Source organism: Conyzicola sp., from assembly GCF_057073975.1.
The window spans coordinates 1-17,627 of sequence record NZ_JBXMIS010000088.1 but is presented as its reverse complement, the minus strand read 5'-3'; the positions used below and the strand labels follow the sequence as shown (position 1 = coordinate 17,627).

Here is a 17,627-nt window from a genome sequence, read left to right as displayed (position 1 = left end):
CCTAGGCGCGACTATGCGGCGACGGCACCCTTCGGGCGGATGATGCGGGCTCTTACCAGCAACAGGTAGATCTGGCAGCCGAGGCAGAAGGAGAACACCGCGTTGAGGAAGGCGGCGATGAATGCGAAGGATGCCGCAACGACGAGCGCATACGGAACCCCGAGCAGGTGCAGCACCAGCCCCGCCGCCGTGATCACGAAGCCGACGCCCTGCGCGAAGGTCGGGGGAGTCGGGTCTTCCAACTCCGTCGGTGGCGTGAGCCGTGGCCTGATCACCGCCTTGAAGAACAGGCCGAATGGATGCTTCGCCACTCCCTGCGTCGCGCTCCACGCAAAGATCAGCACCAGCACTGCGAAGAGCACCGTCGAGGCAATCGCGAACCCGCCGACCGCAAGGCCGATGACCGTCAGCAGCAGGATCGCCGTGATCGTCGCCGTGAAGCGCGGGCCGCGCGGGTCGATTCCCTGTGATGTGGTCATGCTGCCGCTCCGATTCGGGTGAGTTCCGCGAGCACGAGCTCGCGGCGCGCTGCGCCACCGATGCGCGCGCGGATCACGCCATCGCGATCGAGGATGAGGGTCGTCGGCGTCTGCAGGATGTTGAACCTCGCTGCGACATCCGGGCGGTGGGTGAGGTCGAAGTCGACGTGCGCGACATCCGTGGTCTCTCGCGCCAGCGAGTCGAGCACGGTGTGGGTCGCGCGACACGGAGAGCACACCTCGGTCGAGAACTGGAGCAGGGTGGCGCGACCGCCGAGGGCGACTCCGTCGGGCAGTTCGATGGAGCTGCTGGAGCGGCGGATGCGACCCTGCTGTGACTTCCACAGCAGTCCGAGGGCGGTCGCGAATGCGACGAGGCCGAGCACGACGATGGCGGGTTGCATGGGTTGACGGTACGCGGCTTGTCGGCAGATTTGCCGACTGTGACGGTGTATTACAGTGGGGCCGTGACTGCCGACATCGACCCCGCCGAGACCGCTGCCCTGACGCCAACCTTCCGCTCCGATGTCGCCGTTGAACTCGTGCGCGCCAACGCGAGCGATGCCGACGTGCTGTTCGCCGCACGGGTCTCCACCCAGGGCGAGAAGACCCTGGATGCCGCGCAGAGCGACGACGTCGACACGTCCCGCTCCAAGGGCCTCATCAACTACCTCATGCGCGACCGCCACGGCTCGCCGTTCGAGCACAACTCGATGACCTTCTACGTGCAGGCACCGATCTTCGTCTTCCGCGAGTTCATGCGGCACCGCATCGCAAGCTACAACGAGGAGAGCGGCCGCTACCGCGAGCTCAACCCGGTCTTCTACATCCCCGCGCCAGAGCGCAACCTCGTGCAGGTCGGCAAGCCCGGTGCCTACGACTTCATCCCCGGCACGGTGGAGCAGACCACCATGGTTCAGGATGAGGCCCGTCGCATCTCGACCGACGCCTTCGAGTCATACCAGCGCATGCTCGCCGCCGGAATCGCCCGCGAGGTCGCCCGCATCGTGCTGCCCCTCAACATCTACTCCTCGATGTACGTGACCATGAACGCGCGCTCGCTCATGAACTTCCTCTCGCTGCGCACCAAGCGCGAGGGAACGCACTTCCCGTCCTTCCCCCAGCGCGAGATCGAGATGGCCGCGGAGAAGATGGAAGCCCACTTCGCCGAGCTCATGCCCCTCACCTACGAGGCCTTCAACGCGAACGGCCGCGTCAGCCCCTAGTTGCCGTCGGCCGGATCGGCCCCGTTGCGTTGTCGCCATCGCCCAGCGCCGCCGCTTGGCACACAACCCGGGCACACTCGGCCCCAACAGGACCGGTCAACAGGACGCAGCGGGCCTTCCGCCGCGAGCACGCTGGGGTTTCGCCGAGCGTGCGGTGGGCGTTTTCGTCGTGACCGCGGTGGGCCTTTCGCCGCGACCGCGGTGCGCTTTCTCGTCAAGATTCGTCCTGTTTGGCGGTCCTGTTGGAGCCGAGTGCGCCGCGAGCCTCTCGGCCACTCGTGTCGGCCATGCGACGAAGTCCACAATGTGCAGGTCTGAGCGGCGGTCGGTTGATGGCACGGGCACCATGGGCGCATGTGGGCAACAGACTTCGTTGACAGCCTTGGCGGGCTCGCAACAACTCACGAGCTGGAGGAATACGGCGTCGGCCAAGAGATTCGCGACGTCTTGGTCTGGCGCGGCCATCTCGTGCGAGTCAGACGCGGAGTCTATGTCTCGCCGACCGTCGTCGGCCAAGCGCGCGCAGCCGTGGCGATCGGTGGTCGACTGGCGTGTGTGAGTGCGCTGGCTCACCACGGACTCGCTGATCTACCGTCCGACCTTCACATCCATCTGCCGAGAAGTGCGTCCCGAACGCCCGCCGACGCGAGCCTGATCATCCACCGCAGTAGGCGCCAGCCGGAAGGCGGCAGGTTGGCAGTGTCGATCGAGGTGGCACTGCGACAGGCGGAGACATGCAAGACGATTGCCTGCGACCGGTACCCTATAGACGTGTCTACAACCAATCCCTTCGGACAAGTGCTCGTTGCGCTCGTCACGCCATTCACGGCGGACGGCGAAGTCGACTGGTCCGACGTAGAGAAGCACATCGACGCGGTCATCACAGATGGCGCCGACGGCATCGTCGTCACCGGCACCACCGGAGAGACCAGCACCCTCACCGACCCGGAGAAGCTCCGCCTCGTCGAGGTCGCCAAGTCCGTCAGCAACGGTCGGGCCAAGATCATCACGGGTGGCGGGTCGAACGAGACGGCGCACGCCATCGAGCTGTACAAGGCGAGCGAGAAGGCGGGCGCCGACGGCGTCATGATCGTCACGCCGTACTACAACAAGCCGACCCAGGCGGGGGTGCTCACGCATTTCCGCATGATCGCGGACGCAACCGACCTTCCCGTCATCCTCTACGACATCCCGGGGCGCACGGGCATCCCCATCCGGTACGAGACGATCCTCCGCGCCGCGAAGCACCCCAACATCCGGGCCATCAAGGATGCCAAGGGCGACTTCAGCGAGGTGAGCCGTGTGCTCAACCAGACCGACCTGCTCTACTTCTCCGGCGACGACGCCAACGTGCTGCCCCACCTCTCCATCGGCGCCACGGGCCTCATCGGTGTGACAGCCAATATCGCGGCTGCTCCATACCGCGTGATCGTCGACGCCGTCAACGCCGGTGACCTCGCCACGGCGACCGCGGCACACAAGCAGCTCGAGCCGCTCGTGCGGGCCGTCATGACCAACGTGCCTGGCACGGTCGTTGCAACGGACACCCTGCACGGCCTCGGCCACATCGGCACCCCACGCGTGCGGCGGCCGCTCGTCGGCCCAGAAGACTTCGAGGCCGCCCAGATTGAGGACGAAATTGCCCTGGTCGGCGAGATTCCCGGCCTCGACCTCCACAACTTCCGCCCGGACCGCAACGCGGCAGCCGGAGGCGCCCTTCCCAAGGTCGCCGGCACCACCAGATAAAGGAACAGATGCCCGTCACAATTAAAGAACCAGCCAAGCTCGCACCGGGAACGCTCCGCGTCATCCCGATCGGCGGTTTGGGCGAGATCGGCCGCAACATGACCTCGTACGAGATCGACGGCAAGATCCTCATCGTCGACTGCGGCGTGCTCTTCCCCGAAGAGCACCAGCCGGGCGTCGACCTGATCCTCCCCGACTTCTCGCCGATCCGCGACCGGCTCGACGACGTGCTCGGCGTGGTTCTCACCCACGGCCACGAAGACCACATCGGCGCTGTGCCCTACCTGCTCAAGCTGCGCAAGGACATCCCGCTCATCGGCTCGACGCTCACGCTCGCCCTCATCGAGGCGAAGCTCAAGGAGCACCGCATCACGCCGTACACCCTCACCGTCGAGGAGGGCCAGGTCGAGCAGATGGGCCCGTTCGAGCTCGAATTCATCGCGGTCAACCACTCCATCCCCGATGCGCTCGCCGTTGCGATCCGCACCAAGGCCGGCCTCGTGCTGCACACGGGCGACTTCAAGATGGACCAGCTGCCTCTCGACGACCGCATCACCGACCTCCGTGCCTTCGCGCGGCTCGGCGAAGAGGGCGTCGACCTGTTCCTGCCCGACTCCACCAACGCCGACGTTCCCGGCTTCACGCCGAACGAGCGCGACATCGGGCCGGTGCTCGAGGCGGTCATCGCCAAGGCACAGCGCCGTGTGATCGTCGCGAGCTTCTCCAGTCATGTGCACCGGGTGCAGCAGGTGCTGGATGCCGCCGTCGCCAACCGGCGCAAGGTCGTGCTCATGGGTCGCTCCATGGTGCGCAACATGGGCATCGCGCAGGAGCTCGGCTACCTCACGGTTCCCGACGGCGTACTCGTCGACGTGAAGAAGGCGGGGGACATCCCCGACAACCAGCTCGTCTACATGTCGACCGGCAGCCAGGGCGAGCCGATGGCCGTGCTGTCGCGCCTCGCGAACATGGAGCACCCGTCGATCACGGTCGGGCAGGGTGACACCGTCATCCTTGCTTCGTCGTTGATTCCGGGCAATGAGAACGCGGTCTACCGCGTGATCAACGGCCTCATGAAGCTCGGTGCCAACGTCGTGCACAAGGCAAACGCGAAGGTGCACGTCTCCGGCCACGCTGCCGCGGGGGAGCTGCTGTACTGCTACAACATCCTTCGCCCGAAGAACGTGCTGCCGGTTCACGGTGAGCACCGCCACCTGGTTGCGAACGCGAACCTCGCCATCCAGACGGGAGTGCCGCCGGAGAACACGATCATCGCCGAGGACGGCACCGTCATCGACCTGCGCGATGGCGTCGCCACGGTCGTCGGCCAGCTCGACCTCGGCTTCGTCTATGTCGACGGTTCGAGCGTCGGAGAGATCACAGACGCCGATCTCAAGGATCGCCGCATCCTCGCCGAGGAGGGCTTCATCTCGATCTTCGTCGCGGTCGACGCCCAGACCGGCAAGGTCATCGTCGGCCCCGAGATCCAGGCGCGCGGCTTCGCTGAGGACGAGACCGTCTTCAACGATGTGCTTCCGCACGTGGTCAAGGCGCTGCAGGATGCCGCAGCCAACGGCACACGCGACACCCACGCCTTCCAGCAGGTCATCCGTCGCACCGTCGGCCGCTGGGTCAACACCCAGCACCGTCGCAAGCCGATGATCATCCCGGTGGTCATCGAGGCCTAGCCGTGGGGAGCGCGTGTCCGCCGAAGGGATGACGTGCGCGGTTCCGAGGGCGTGGCATGCTGGGTCGATGGCATCCACACGGCACCTCTCGGCCCTCCTGCTCCTCGGCGTCGCAGCATTCGCGTTGACCGCGTGCACCCCGGAGGCACCGGCGCCAGCCCCATCGGCGTCGGAGACGGCGGAGCCGACCCCGAGCCCCTCGGCGACGGAGTCTGGCACCCGACCGCCGATCACGGAGCTCGTGCTCACCACGGAAGGGCTTGGCACGGGAGACGTGAACGATCTCGTCTTCGGTGCACCACCGAGCACCGCCTCGCCGTCGACCGACCTCGTGGTCTACGACCCCGACGCGTGCCCGGCGCTGCCAGAGCCGGGCCTGTGGCTGGCCAACTACCCCGAGGTCGACGAGGGATTCGGACCGCAGCGGCCCTTCGCCATCGGCGTCACCAGCGATCTCCTCACCCGCATCGACGTCAACACGGAGAACATCATCACCGACGAGGGCCTCGCCCTCGGCAGCAGCCTCGATGCCGTGCTCGGCACCTATCCCGGCGGTCCCGACGAGGTGTACAACCACGCGGATGTGACAGACGTCTACGTGTTCATGGGCGAGAAGGGCAAGCTCATGTTCGAGGTGGCTGTCGACCGCATCCCCGGCTACTGGTCGGCCGACCAGCTCGACACCGTGGTGTTCCTCAGCGCAGTCTCTATCGACACCGCGGCCTACGGTGTGGCAGCGACCGACAACATCGTCGGCGTCTGCAACGCCGCCTGAGGTGCCGTACACAGAGTTCACCCTGCGTGGGGCCGACGACTTCGACCTGCCCTTTCTCGAGCAGATGTTCGTCGCCGCCGCCGACTGGAATCCAGAGAACGCACACGGCGAGGAGCACTGGCGCGCCGACCCGATGCTTGAGAAGTACCTCGGCGGCTGGAAGCGGCACGACGACTTCGGCTTCATCGTGGAGGCCGACGACGAGCCTGCTGGCGCGGTGTGGATGCGGTACTTCCCTGTCGACGACCCCGGCTACGGCTTCGTCGACGAGCAGACCCCAGAGCTGAGCATCGGCGTGTTCGAGCGTTTCCGCGGACGCGGAGTCGGCCGTCGGCTGATGCAGGCGGCGGTCGACGCCGCAGACCGCCTTAGCCTGAGTGTGGAGGACGGCAACCGCGCGATCCGCCTGTACGAGCAGTTCGGCTTCGTTCCGGTGGGCCGCGTCGGCAACTCGACAACGATGCTGCGTATGGCCCTCGACCCAGACACGCACCCCGCCTAACCCGGCAACGACGGTGCTCGCGGGTACCGTGAACCCATGGCAACGAGCACCAGGGGAACGTCGCGCTCTGGCAGCGCGCGCAGCACGACGACGCGCGCGCGATCGACGACGACCCGCAACGCTCCGACCAAGAAGCTTCCCGTCTCGAAGACCCCGCCACCGGCCGAACCCGGCCTGATCTCCGGCGCGTGGCTTGGCATGGCCCACATCGTCGGCGGGGGAGCGCGCCTGCTTGGCAAAGAGACCCTCGCCAAGGAGGAGCGCCGCGACGGCGTGCCGTTCTTCATCTTCCTTCTCGCCGTAGCCGGCGCCGTTGTCGAGTGGTTCCTCGTCAACGATCCGGTCGCTGTCGCCCTCGACTCCTGGACCTTCGGGCTCCTCTTCGGCCGCGTCGCCTACGCCCTTCCCGTCGTCATGCTGCTCTTCGCGATCTGGCTGTTCCGCCACCCCGCGAGCGTGCACGACAACACCCGCATCGGCATCGGTCTCACCGTGCTCCTCGCGTCCATCGCGGCGCTGTGCCACACATTCGGCGGCGAGCCCCAGCCGACAGACGGCGTCGAGGTGCTGGCACGCGGGGGCGGCATCCTCGGCTGGGTGCTCGCGAATCCGCTCATTCTCGTCGGCAGCGCCTGGGTCGCCGTTCCGCTCATCATCGCGCTGCTCGTGCTCTCGCTCTTCATCATCACCAAGACCCCACCGAACAAGCTCGGCGCACGCCTCGGCGAGCTCTACGCCTACCTCTTCGGCGCGACCCTGCCAGAGCCGAAGGAGAAGACGGCGAAGGATGCCAAGGTCGGCGGCACCGGAAACCTCACCGACGACTTCGGCAGCCTCCGCGACCTCGGACTCGAGCCCGACGCCGACGACGTTGCCGACGAGGCGAGTCTTCCGTGGTGGCGCCGCAACAAGTCGCGCGACGGCGAGCAGGCCTTCGACAGCCCCGTCGTGGCAAGAGACCTCACCGAGTCGATCGAACCCGCGCCGAGCAGCGGACTCAACGAGTCGGCCGACTTCGGCATCGAGCTGCTCGAAGACCTGCTGCGGGCGGAGAGCGCGGTCAAGCGCTTCACCGGCGAGATCGAGCCGACTGGCGCCACGGGCTTGCGCGAGGACGGCCCCGTCGGTGTGCTGCCCGGCTTCACGACGACGGCGAGCGAGAAGGGCAACGCGGGCGAGTTCGTCGACGAGAACCCTGCACCAGCCCAGAAGACCGCGCCGACGCCGCGGTCGAACGCTCCGTATCGCATGCCGGCGGCATCCCTGCTCACCCCTGGCACGCCGCCCAAGGCCCGCAGCGCAGCCAACGACGAGGTCGTCGAGTCGATCACCGAGGTGCTCAAGCAGTTCCAGGTGGATGCCCGCGTCACCGGCTTCAGCCGCGGCCCGAGCGTCACGCGCTACGAGCTGGAGCTCGGCCCGGGTGTGAAGGTCGAGCGCGTCACCGCGCTGGCCAAGAACATCAGCTACGCGGTCGCGTCGAACGAGGTCAACATCCTCTCGCCGATTCCCGGCAAGAGCGCGATCGGCGTCGAGATTCCCAACAAGGACCGCGAGATCGTCTCGCTCGGCGACGTGCTGCGCAGCGGCGCGAGCACCAAGAGCGTGCACCCGATGACCATCGGACTCGGCAAGGATGTCGAGGGCGGCTTCGTCGTCGCCAACCTCGCCAAGATGCCCCACCTGCTCGTCGCCGGCTCAACCGGCTCTGGCAAGTCGAGCTTCGTCAACTCGATGATCACCTCGATCCTCATGCGCGCGAAGCCGACCGAGGTGCGCATGGTGCTCATCGACCCGAAGCGGGTCGAGCTCTCGATCTACGCGGGGGTTCCGCACCTCATCACGCCCATCATCACGAACCCGAAGAAGGCAGCAGAAGCCCTCGCCTGGGTCGTGAAGGAGATGGACATGCGCTACGACGACCTCGCGAGCTTCGGCTACCGGCACATCGACGACTTCAACGCCGCGATCGTCGCCGGCGAGATCGTGCTGCCCGCCGGTAGCGAGCGCAAGCTGCAGCCCTACCCCTACCTGCTCGTCGTCGTCGACGAACTCGCCGACCTCATGATGGTCGCCCCGCGCGACGTCGAGGACTCGATCGTTCGCATCACCCAGCTCGCCCGCGCCTCCGGCATCCACCTCGTTCTCGCCACCCAGCGGCCGTCGGTCGACGTCGTGACCGGTCTCATCAAGGCCAACGTGCCGAGCCGGCTCGCGTTCGCGGTGTCGAGCATGACCGACTCCCGCGTCATCCTCGACCAGCCGGGCGCCGACAAGCTCATCGGGCAAGGCGACGCGCTGTTCCTGCCGATGGGGGCATCCAAGGCGATCCGCGTGCAGGGCGCATGGGTGCAGGAGAGCGAGGTCGCCGCCGTCGTGCAGCACGTCATCTCGCAGGCCCGCCCCGAGTACCGCGAAGACGTGGCAGTCGTGGCAGAGAAGAAGAACATCGACGCCGACATCGGCGACGACCTCGAGCTGCTGCTCGCCGCGACAGAGCTCATCGTCAGCACCCAGTTCGGCTCGACCTCGATGCTGCAGCGCAAGCTGCGCGTCGGCTTCGCCAAGGCAGGTCGCCTCATGGACCTGCTCGAGAGCCGCGAGATCGTCGGCCCGTCGGAGGGCTCCAAGGCACGCGACGTGCTTGTGGCCCCCGACCAGCTGCCCGGCGTGCTCGCGCGCCTGCGCGGCGGCGGTGTCGAGCCGGTCGACCTCGTCAAGGCCGACATCGAGAAGTCGCTCGCCGGATACGATGAGGTCGACGCAGGGTCCAGCGAGGATGCCTGGAGCCTCACCGACCGGGAGTAAGCGTGCCCCTCTTCAAGCCGAACCCCCTGCACGGCCGATTCCTGCGGAGAGGTGAGGAGCGCGCCAGCAACGCGAACATCGCGAACCTCATCACCATCGCGCGCATCCTGCTCGCCCCGCTGTTCGTCTACCTGCTGCTGCTGGATGCCGGCGAGCTCGGCCCGATCCGCATCGTCGCCGCTGTGCTGTTCATCGTCGCGATCGCGACCGACGGACTCGACGGGCACCTGGCTCGCAGCCGCAACCTGGTCACCAACCTCGGCATCATCCTCGATCCGATCGCCGACAAGGTGCTCATCGGCGGAGCCCTCGTCACCCTCTCGATCCTCGGCGAGCTGTGGTGGTGGGTGACGATCGTCATCCTGCTGCGCGAGCTCGGCATCACCGTCTACCGTTTCATCGCCCTGCGCGACCGGGTGATCCCCGCCTCGCGCGGCGGCAAGGCCAAGACCATGGCACAGGCGATCGCCATCTCCCTCGCCCTCCTCCCGCTCTGGCTCGTGTTCGGGGAGTGGGTGCACTGGGTCAACTGGATCGCCTTGGGCATCGCCTTCTCGCTCACCGTCTACAGCGGTCTCGACTACCTGGTGAAGGCCTACCAGGCCAGGACGGTACCGGAGATTCGATGACCGACCCCGTTGCCATCCTCATCGAGCGCGGCATGACGATTGCCGTCGCCGAGTCGCTCACGGGCGGGCAGCTGGTCGCACGGCTCATCGACACCCCCGGCGCCTCCGCGGCGGTCTACGGGGGAGTGGTCGCCTACAACACGCGGCTCAAAGCCACCGTGCTCGGTGTGCCAGCCTCTCTGCTCGCCGCCCACGGCGCCGTCGACCCCGACGTCGCCAGAGCGATGGCTGCCGGTGTGAGAACGGCACTCGCGGTCGGCGGGGTTCCCGCCGACATCGGACTGTCAACGACGGGTGTCGCAGGGCCGGATCCGCAGGACGGCAAGGATGTCGGCACCGTATGGGTCGGGCTGGCGACGGCAGACCGAGTCGACGCGTTCCCGTTCTTCTTCTCTGGGAGCCGCGCCGAGATCCGGTCACAGGCGGTGGATGCCGCGCTAGCCATCCTTCTCGCCGCCGTCTCCGAATGACTACTGGGGCGCGAGGGAATAGCCATAGTTTCCATCGCGTTACAACTGGTGATTTCACAAGCATTTACAGAGGAGCTGTGGTTAGAGTTTTCGACAACGGTGGGTTAGTGTTACAGCCCCAACCGGCACACGTAGTTCTGGGCACGACTTTTGGATGGAGGGTCAAATGATTCTGGTACGTCAGGAAATCGGTGACGTTCTCCGTGACTTCCGCCTGCAGAAGGGTCGTACCCTCCGCCAGGTCGCAAGCAAAGCGAGCGTCGCCCTTGGATATCTCAGCGAGGTGGAGCGCGGCCAGAAAGAGGCAAGCTCCGAGATCCTCGCGTCGGTCGCCGAGGCGCTCGACACCCCGATCTCGGTCATCATGCGCGAGGTGGGCGACCGCCTCGCAGTGATCGAGGGACTCACCGCGATCCCCGACACCCTGCCCGACGAGCTCGTCGCCCAGTACGAGTCCGGGCTCGCGTCCCGCTAGCAGCTCTTCAACGAACGCCCCGGTGCTATGCAGCCCGGGGCGTTCGTCGTATGCTCCGCCGCTCCGCCGCTCCGCCGCTCCGCCGCCCGCCGCCTGCCGCCCGCCGCCCGCCGCACCTCAGCATCGAGAAATTCAGGCTCAGGCCGTCGGCGTCCATATATGGACGATGGATTGCTTCTCGGCCTGAATTTTGTGTCTAGGTGGGCCGCGGTCGTCATCAAGCGCTCGCATGTCGGCGTCACCAGCTCCGCATAGGCTTGAGCTGTGCGCAAGAGCGAGTTCACCCTGGCCATGGCCGACGAGTTCGGTGAGGCCTATGGCCGGGTCATCTCCCACGACCTCGTGCTCGAGGCGCTCGGCAGCCGCACGGCAGAGCAGGCGATTGCGGCAGGCCTCCCCATGCGCGAGATCTGGCTCGCCGTCTGCGATGCACAGGACGTGCCAGAGAACCGCCGCTACGGCGTAGGGCAGCGCGAGCCCAAAAAGTAGGCGTGTCGCTATCGAACAGGTGTTCGATAGACGGTAGTCTCCCTCATAGCGTGTTTCGAAGACGCGTTATGCACCGTTTGGCTCGTCGCTCCGTCGCAATGTCGGAGCCCGAGCGTACGGTGTGACTACGCAGTACAGCCTTTGCCGGGAGGCTGCAGACCTTGCTTCATCGGTCAGCAGCGAATCGGCAGCCTATGGGCAGCAACCTACGACCTCCTAAGGGGAGACACACAATGGCATCAGCAGCAGACCGCGAGAAAGCCCTCGACACGGCACTCGCACAGATCGACCGCCAGTTCGGCAAGGGCTCGGTCATGCGCCTCGGCAGTGACGACCGCGCGCCGGTCGCCGTCATCCCCACGGGATCCATCGCGCTAGATGTCGCGCTCGGCATCGGCGGGCTTCCCCGCGGCCGCATCGTCGAGATCTACGGTCCGGAGTCGTCGGGTAAGACCACCCTCACCCTGCACGCGATCGCCAATGCCCAGCGCAACGGTGGCATCGCGGCCTTCATCGACGCGGAGCACGCGCTCGACCCGGAATACGCAAAGGCATTGGGGGTCGATATCGATGCGCTTCTCGTGTCGCAGCCCGACACCGGCGAACAGGCACTCGAGATCGCCGACATGCTCGTGCGCTCCGGCTCCATCGACCTCATCGTCATCGACTCGGTTGCCGCCCTCGTGCCGCGCGCAGAGATCGAGGGTGAGATGGGCGACTCGCACGTCGGCCTCCAGGCCCGCCTCATGTCGCAGGCCCTGCGCAAGCTCACCGGTGGTCTCAGCACCACCAACACCACGATGATCTTCATCAACCAGCTCCGCGAGAAGATCGGTGTCTTCTTCGGCAGCCCCGAGACCACCGCCGGCGGCAAGGCGCTCAAGTTCTACGCCTCGGTTCGCCTCGACATCCGCCGCATCGAGACCCTGAAAGACGGAACGGATGCCGTCGGCAACCGCACGCGCGTCAAGGTCGTCAAGAACAAGATGGCGCCGCCGTTCAAGCAGGCGGAGTTCGACATCCTCTACGGTGTCGGCATCTCCCGCGAGGGCAGCCTGATCGACTTCGGTGTCGAGCACGAGATCGTTCGCAAGTCGGGCGCCTGGTACACCTACGAGGGCGACCAGCTCGGCCAGGGCAAGGAGAACTCGCGCAAGTTCCTGCTTGAGAACCCGAAGATCGCGCTCGAGATCGAGCAGCGCATCATGGCCAAGCTCGGCGTCGGCCCAGAGGCCAAGGCGGCGAAGATCGCGGCTGCGGCCGCGGCGCTCGCTGCCCCGCCGGTCGAGGCAGAGCCCGCAGCTCCGACCCTCGCCGTGCAGAAGAAGGGCGCGGCAGCCTCCTCCGGCGCCGCGGCTTCCGCCGCCAGCACCTTCCCCGCTGCAGTAGGCGAATAGACATGGAGCGGCAGGGCACACCCTCCGACGAGGAGCGCATCGCCAAGGTCACGTACCTTTTCGGCATCGCCCCTGAGCCGGAGGAGGTGCGCCCTGCCGCTTCGACAACGCCTGCCCGACCCGAGGTTGAGGCTCGTGAGGCAGCGCCCGAGTCGAAGTCCTCCCGCCCAGAGAACGTCTCCATGCACGCGCTCACTCGCAAGGGCATGTCTGTCGCCGAGATGACCACGCTTCTCGAGCGTCGCGAGATCGACCCCGACGAGGTCGCGGCCGAGGTCGAGCGCCTCGAGAGCGTCGGTCTGCTCGACGACTCGGCTCTCGCAGAGAACCTCGTGCGCACCCTGCAGGAGCGCAAGGGGCTCGGTCGCTCCGCCGTCTCGGCAGAGCTGCGCCGACGCAAGGTCGACCCGCTCGCCATCGAAGAGGCGCTCGGCTCCATCGACACGGATGACGAGCTGAGCCGCGCAATCGAGGTCGCCACCAAGCGCGCCGGTCAGCTCCGCAGCTATGACCCAGAGACGGCTAAGCGACGACTCGGGGCATACATGCAGCGCCGCGGTTACTCCGGCTCGGTGCTGAGCGCCGCCATGACGGCAGCGTTGGCGCCGTCGCGCGACAGCGGCGGCCCGCGCTTTCGCTAGCGACCTGCGCTAGCCGCGATGCACATCCCCGCGCCGGTCACCGCCCCAGAAACTGCGTCGGACGGGGTGCTACACGTGGGGCGCCGAGCTCGTAGCGGGAGCTACGGCGGGGGGCAAAGCCGCGCGGGTAGAATTGTTGCACCATGACCCTGTTGTTTCCGAGCGCTGACACCCGCGCAGCCGACGCCCCGCTCAACGGTCGCACCTATGAAGTGCGCACCTTCGGCTGCCAGATGAACGTGCACGACTCCGAGCGACTGAGTGGATCCCTCGAGGCCGCCGGCTACGTCAAGGCGACCGACGGCCAGCCCGACGTCGTCGTGATCAACACCTGCGCGGTGCGCGAGAACGCCGACAACAAGCTCTACGGCAACCTCGGCTACCTCGGCACGCAGAAGAAGAAGCGCGAGGGAATGCAGATCGCCGTTGGCGGCTGCCTCGCCCAGAAAGACAAGAACGTCATCCTCGAGAAGGCGCCGTGGGTCGACGTGGTCTTCGGCACGCACAACATGGGCGCGCTGCCGACCCTGCTCGAGCGGGCGCGCCACAACGACGAGGCGCAGATCGAGATCCTCGAGTCGCTCGACGTCTTTCCCTCGACCCTGCCGACCAAGCGCGACTCGACCTACAGCGGCTGGGTGTCGATCTCTGTCGGGTGCAACAACACCTGCACGTTCTGCATCGTGCCCGCCCTGCGCGGCAAGGAGAAAGACCGCCGACCGGGCGACATCCTCGCCGAGATCCAGGCGATCGTCGACGACGGTGCCATCGAGGTCACCCTGCTCGGCCAGAACGTCAACTCCTACGGTGTCGAGTTCGGCGATCGTGGTGCGTTCGCCAAGCTGCTGCGGGCGACCGGCCAGATCGAGGGGCTCGAGCGCATCCGGTTCACGAGCCCGCATCCTGCCGCCTTCACCGACGACGTCATCGACGCGATGGCCGAGACGCCGTCGGTCATGCCGCAGCTACACATGCCGCTGCAGTCCGGTAGCGACCGCATCCTCAAGGCCATGAAGCGGTCGTACCGGTCGGAGAAGTTCCTCGGCATCCTCGACCGCGTTCGCGCGAAGATTCCGAACGCGGCGATCACCACCGACATCATCGTCGGATTCCCCGGTGAGACCGAGGAGGACTTTCAGGAGACCCTCCGCGTGGTGGAGCTCGCCCGCTTCGCGAGCGCGTACACGTTCCAGTACTCCATCCGCCCCGGAACGCCCGCGGCGACGATGGATGACCAGGTGCCCAAGGCGGTGGTGCAGGAGCGCTACGAGCGGCTTGTGGCCCTGCAAGACAGGATCTGCCGCGAGGAGAACGAGAAGCTGGTCGGCCAGAGCGTCGAGGTGCTCGTCGGCTCGACCGAGGGTCGCAAGGCGAGCGAGACGCACCGGCTGAGCGGTAGGGCTGAGGACTCGCGCCTCGTGCACTTCGAGGTGCCAGAGGGAACGGCGGTGCCACGTCCGGGCGATGTCGTGACGGTCACCATCACCGAGGCGTCGACGTTCCACCTTGTCGCCGACGGGGGTGCAGCGAACGTGCGCCGCACCCGGGCGGGCGACGCGTGGGATGCGGCCGAGGCGGCATCCTGCGGCGTTCCGGCAGCGCCGGGTGCGAGCGGCTCCGCCCAGAAGGGCAAGGCGAGCCTCGGCATGCCGACCCTGCGTGTGTCAGAGACCCGCGTCGCGACGATTCCGATCTACCCGCACAACGACGAACAGCGCTGATGATCGTCGCCGTCGTCGGTGCGACAGGCACGGGCAAGTCGGCGTTGTCGCTCGATCTCGCTGAGCGGCTGAACGGCGAGATCGTCAACGCCGATGCCATGCAGCTCTACCGCGGCATGGACATCGGCACGGCGAAGCTTCCTGTGGCCGAGCGCCGCGGCATCCCGCATCACCTGCTCGACGTGCTCGATCCCTCGGAGGAGGCGAGCGTCGCGGACTACCAACTGGATGCCCGCGCGGCGATCACCGACATAGAGCAGCGCGGTCGCGTGCCCATCCTCGTCGGGGGCAGCGGTCTCTACGTCTCGAGTGTTATCAACAACTTCGAGTTCCCTGGCACGGATGCCGACCTCCGCGCCGCGCTTGAGGCGGAGCTGCTCGAGCTCGGGCCGGGCATCCTGTTCTCCCGTCTGCGGGAGCTCGACGCCGAGGCTGCCGCCTCGATCGGCCCGCACAACGGCCGCCGTATCGTGCGGGCGCTCGAGGTGATCGAGCTCACGGGCGGGCCGTTCGGCTCTGGGCTGCCCGATGAGGCAGGGCACTGGCGCCCCACTGTCGTGATCGGCCTGCGGCTCGATCGCGAGGTGTTGACGCCCCGCCTCGACGCGCGCGTCGAGACCATGTGGCGCGACGGCCTGCTCGAGGAGGTCGCGGGTCTTGGCCAGCTCGGCACGACTGCCCGGCGCGCGATCGGCTACGCGCAGGCTCTCGCGCAGCTCGCGGGCGAGCTCACCGAGGCCGCGGCGATCGAGCAGGCGCAGGCGCTCACCCGCAAGTACGCGCGGCGGCAGGTGAGCTGGTTCCGGCGCTATCCCGCGGTGACCTGGCTCGACGCCGACGATCCGGATCGCACCGCAAGGGCGATGGCGGCGATCACGACCGCGGCAGAGACGACGAGCGAGAGCCAGTAGCTCGACGACATGAGGCCGAAGGCGAAGGCGCCCGCGGCGAGCCCGACGTCGTAGGCGATGTTCCAGATAGCGCTGGCCGAGCCGTAGCCGCTGGGCCCGGCGACGGCGAACATGAGCTGCATGGTGGCGTTCTGCAGCAGGCCGAGGCCGATGCCGAAGACGAGGGCCCCGAGGATCATGAGGCCGGGAACGAGCCCCGTGACCAGGAGCCCGACGGCGGCGATAGCGAGACCCGGTGCGAGCAGCACGGCAGGGGAGCGGCGGTCGCCGAGGTGGCCGGCGACGAAGCGCGCGGCCGTCGAGGAGGCGCCGAACGCGAAGAGGGCGAGGGCGGCATCCAGGGAGCCGTGGGTGGCTCCGCCCACGATCGGCGCCCACGTGATGAGCACCCCGCCCGCGAGGGTCGAGGCCATGAAGACGACCGCGTAGCGCAGCACGCCCGGCTGGCGCAGGGTGCGCAGCAGGCCGTGCAGCTCTACTGGCGCCGGCAGCGCGATGTGCATGAGTAGCACCGGAACGGCGAGCAGGGCGACGAGCCCCGCGCCGATGAACAGCGGCGCGAAGCCGACCTGGTCGACGAGCCACACGCCGAAGGGCAGCGCGACGATGGCCGGGATGCCGACGACGACACCGTAGATGGCGAGACTGCGGCCCTGCCTCGATGCATCCGACAGCGCCGCGACCATCGAGGCCCCCGCGATGAGCAGCAGCGCGAAGCCGATGCCGCGCACGGCGCTGACCACGAGGATGACGCCGAGGCTGCCAGAGGCGAGCAGCACGAACACGGGGAGGCACATGAGCGCGATGCCGAGGGCGAGGGTGCGCTGCTGTCCGATGCGGCGCATGACGGTGTTCGTCACGAGCTCGCCCGCGACGGTTGCGAGCATGAACACCGTGGAGGTGAGGGCGGCGTTCAGGTCGCTCGCGCCGGCATCCAGTGCATAGAGCGGGGTGATGCCGAGCATGAGGTTGAAGCTCGCGAGTGCGCCGAACGAGGCGATGTAGATGAGAAGCAGGGCACGGCTCACCCACCTAGGCTAGTGAGGTGCCATCGATACATTTCACCAAGGGCCACGGAACCGGCAACGACTTCGTGCTCTTCGCAGACCCCGATGGAGACATCGACCTGACCGCCGCGCAGCTGGCCGCGATCGCCGACCGCCACTTCGGCGTCGGCGGCGACGGGGGGCGGCGCGCGGTGCGCTCTGCCAGCCTTCCCGACGGCGCCGCGGCCCTCGCCGAAGACCCCGACGCCGAGTGGTTCATGGACTACCACAACAGCGACGGCTCGGTCTCGGAGATGTGCGGCAACGGCATCTGGGTGTTCACGCGGTTCCTCGTCGACAACGGGCTCGCGACTCTGGAACCGGGCGAGACCCTGCCCATCGGAACCCGCGGCGGCGTGCGCGACGTGCAGCGCAACGCGACCGGCTACCAGGTCGACCTCGGCCGCTGGAAGCTGGATGGCGGCGAGCCGCTGGTGCGCGCCCGCGGCCTCGAGGTGCAGCGACCCGGCCTCGGCATCAACGTCGGCAACCCGCACGTCGTGGTCGCCCTGGCCAGCGACAGCGAACTGGATGCGGCCGACCTCAGCTTCATCCCGATGCTCGACCCGTCTCCCGCCGAGGGAGCCAACGTCGAGTTCGTCGTGCCGGCCGACCCCATGGTGC

At 67.4% G+C, this 17,627-nt stretch carries 18 protein-coding genes; 15 read left to right on the top strand and 3 right to left on the bottom strand.

The genetic code is table 11. From position 1 onward, the window contains the following. Positions 1-11 precede the first annotated feature (11 nt). Together AC14A7_RS07915 and AC14A7_RS07910 are read right to left on the bottom strand one after the other, a co-directional pair. Positions 12-479, bottom strand: a complete 468-nt coding sequence (locus AC14A7_RS07915) for a DUF4395 domain-containing protein (RefSeq protein ID WP_484007921.1) — start codon at positions 477-479, stop codon at positions 12-14. After that, positions 476-883 carry a TlpA family protein disulfide reductase gene (locus tag AC14A7_RS07910; protein WP_484007919.1) on the bottom strand — a complete coding sequence of 136 codons (408 nt, stop codon included), beginning with the start codon at positions 881-883 and terminating at the stop codon, positions 476-478. The genes AC14A7_RS07915 and AC14A7_RS07910 overlap by 4 nt, the downstream gene beginning before the upstream one ends. Positions 884-946: 63 nt before the next feature. Here AC14A7_RS07910 and thyX point away from each other — a divergent pair, with 63 nt between their 5' ends. The 14 genes from thyX (at position 947) to miaA (ending at position 15,957) form a co-directional block, all read left to right on the top strand. Further along, on the top strand, positions 947-1,705 hold the full coding sequence (gene thyX / locus AC14A7_RS07905) for an FAD-dependent thymidylate synthase (RefSeq protein WP_484007917.1): 759 nt from the start codon (positions 947-949) through the stop codon (positions 1,703-1,705). Between the two features lie 771 nt (positions 1,706-2,476). After that, positions 2,477-3,451 carry a 4-hydroxy-tetrahydrodipicolinate synthase gene (dapA, locus tag AC14A7_RS07900; protein WP_484007915.1) on the top strand — a complete coding sequence of 325 codons (975 nt, stop codon included), beginning with the start codon at positions 2,477-2,479 and terminating at the stop codon, positions 3,449-3,451. A gap of 8 nt (positions 3,452-3,459) precedes the next feature. Continuing rightward, positions 3,460-5,139, top strand: a complete 1,680-nt coding sequence (locus AC14A7_RS07895; protein WP_484007913.1) for a ribonuclease J — start codon at positions 3,460-3,462, stop codon at positions 5,137-5,139. A 67-nt stretch (positions 5,140-5,206) separates the two neighbouring features. Further along, positions 5,207-5,914 (top strand): hypothetical protein, encoded by a 708-nt coding sequence (locus AC14A7_RS07890; RefSeq protein ID WP_484007911.1) that lies wholly within the window; start codon positions 5,207-5,209, stop codon positions 5,912-5,914. 1 nt (position 5,915) lies between these two features. Continuing rightward, positions 5,916-6,416 (top strand): N-acetyltransferase family protein, encoded by a 501-nt coding sequence (locus AC14A7_RS07885; RefSeq protein WP_484007909.1) that lies wholly within the window; start codon positions 5,916-5,918, stop codon positions 6,414-6,416. A 36-nt stretch (positions 6,417-6,452) separates the two neighbouring features. Beyond that, on the top strand, positions 6,453-9,224 hold the full coding sequence (locus tag AC14A7_RS07880; RefSeq protein WP_484007907.1) for an FtsK/SpoIIIE family DNA translocase: 2,772 nt from the start codon (positions 6,453-6,455) through the stop codon (positions 9,222-9,224). A gap of 2 nt (positions 9,225-9,226) precedes the next feature. Beyond that, on the top strand, positions 9,227-9,853 hold the full coding sequence (gene pgsA / locus AC14A7_RS07875; RefSeq protein WP_484007905.1) for a CDP-diacylglycerol--glycerol-3-phosphate 3-phosphatidyltransferase: 627 nt from the start codon (positions 9,227-9,229) through the stop codon (positions 9,851-9,853). Next, a complete protein-coding gene (locus AC14A7_RS07870; RefSeq protein WP_484007903.1) occupies positions 9,850-10,323 on the top strand; it encodes a CinA family protein in 474 nt (157 codons plus the stop codon). Before pgsA ends, AC14A7_RS07870 begins: the two co-directional genes overlap by 4 nt. A gap of 166 nt (positions 10,324-10,489) precedes the next feature. Next, the gene (locus tag AC14A7_RS07865; RefSeq protein WP_484007901.1) at positions 10,490-10,798 is read left to right on the top strand and encodes a helix-turn-helix domain-containing protein; all 309 of its coding nucleotides are present in this window, start codon (positions 10,490-10,492) and stop codon (positions 10,796-10,798) included. Between the two features lie 264 nt (positions 10,799-11,062). Beyond that, complete coding sequence (locus AC14A7_RS07860) at positions 11,063-11,287, top strand: DUF3046 domain-containing protein (protein WP_484007899.1); 225 nt, start codon at positions 11,063-11,065, stop codon at positions 11,285-11,287. Between the two features lie 233 nt (positions 11,288-11,520). Beyond that, complete coding sequence (recA, locus tag AC14A7_RS07855) at positions 11,521-12,684, top strand: recombinase RecA (protein ID WP_484007897.1); 1,164 nt, start codon at positions 11,521-11,523, stop codon at positions 12,682-12,684. 2 nt (positions 12,685-12,686) lie between these two features. Beyond that, entirely contained in the window at positions 12,687-13,325 is a 639-nt protein-coding gene (locus tag AC14A7_RS07850; RefSeq protein WP_484007895.1) for a regulatory protein RecX, read from the top strand. Positions 13,326-13,468: 143 nt separating this feature from the next. Beyond that, positions 13,469-15,046 carry a tRNA (N6-isopentenyl adenosine(37)-C2)-methylthiotransferase MiaB gene (gene miaB, locus AC14A7_RS07845; protein ID WP_484007893.1) on the top strand — a complete coding sequence of 526 codons (1,578 nt, stop codon included), beginning with the start codon at positions 13,469-13,471 and terminating at the stop codon, positions 15,044-15,046. Next, the gene (gene miaA / locus AC14A7_RS07840; protein WP_484007891.1) at positions 15,046-15,957 is read left to right on the top strand and encodes a tRNA (adenosine(37)-N6)-dimethylallyltransferase MiaA; all 912 of its coding nucleotides are present in this window, start codon (positions 15,046-15,048) and stop codon (positions 15,955-15,957) included. The genes miaB and miaA overlap by 1 nt, the downstream gene beginning before the upstream one ends. On the opposite strand, the gene AC14A7_RS07835 is transcribed toward miaA, so the two are convergent. After that, positions 15,855-16,985, bottom strand: a complete 1,131-nt coding sequence (locus tag AC14A7_RS07835; RefSeq protein WP_484007889.1) for an MFS transporter — start codon at positions 16,983-16,985, stop codon at positions 15,855-15,857. The two genes, miaA and AC14A7_RS07835, sit on opposite strands and share 103 nt — an antisense overlap. Positions 16,986-17,002: 17 nt before the next feature. Here AC14A7_RS07835 and AC14A7_RS07830 point away from each other — a divergent pair. Next, positions 17,003-17,627 (top strand): diaminopimelate epimerase (locus tag AC14A7_RS07830; protein ID WP_484007887.1); only part of this gene is annotated, 625 nt, incomplete at its 3' end.

Excerpts from the sequence above, each read along its gene's own strand:
- AC14A7_RS07915 (WP_484007921.1), bottom strand. The coding sequence starts at position 479 with ATGACCACATCACAGGGAATCGACCCGCGCGGCCCGCGCTTCACGGCG.
- AC14A7_RS07910 (WP_484007919.1), bottom strand. The coding sequence starts at position 883 with ATGCAACCCGCCATCGTCGTGCTCGGCCTCGTCGCATTCGCGACCGCC.
- AC14A7_RS07895 (WP_484007913.1), top strand. The coding sequence starts at position 3,460 with ATGCCCGTCACAATTAAAGAACCAGCCAAGCTCGCACCGGGAACGCTC.
- AC14A7_RS07890 (WP_484007911.1), top strand. The coding sequence starts at position 5,207 with ATGGCATCCACACGGCACCTCTCGGCCCTCCTGCTCCTCGGCGTCGCA.
- AC14A7_RS07880 (WP_484007907.1), top strand. The coding sequence starts at position 6,453 with ATGGCAACGAGCACCAGGGGAACGTCGCGCTCTGGCAGCGCGCGCAGC.
- AC14A7_RS07870 (WP_484007903.1), top strand. The coding sequence starts at position 9,850 with ATGACCGACCCCGTTGCCATCCTCATCGAGCGCGGCATGACGATTGCC.
- AC14A7_RS07865 (WP_484007901.1), top strand. The coding sequence starts at position 10,490 with ATGATTCTGGTACGTCAGGAAATCGGTGACGTTCTCCGTGACTTCCGC.
- recA (WP_484007897.1), top strand. The coding sequence starts at position 11,521 with ATGGCATCAGCAGCAGACCGCGAGAAAGCCCTCGACACGGCACTCGCA.
- AC14A7_RS07850 (WP_484007895.1), top strand. The coding sequence starts at position 12,687 with ATGGAGCGGCAGGGCACACCCTCCGACGAGGAGCGCATCGCCAAGGTC.
- miaB (WP_484007893.1), top strand. The coding sequence starts at position 13,469 with ATGACCCTGTTGTTTCCGAGCGCTGACACCCGCGCAGCCGACGCCCCG.
- miaA (WP_484007891.1), top strand. The coding sequence starts at position 15,046 with ATGATCGTCGCCGTCGTCGGTGCGACAGGCACGGGCAAGTCGGCGTTG.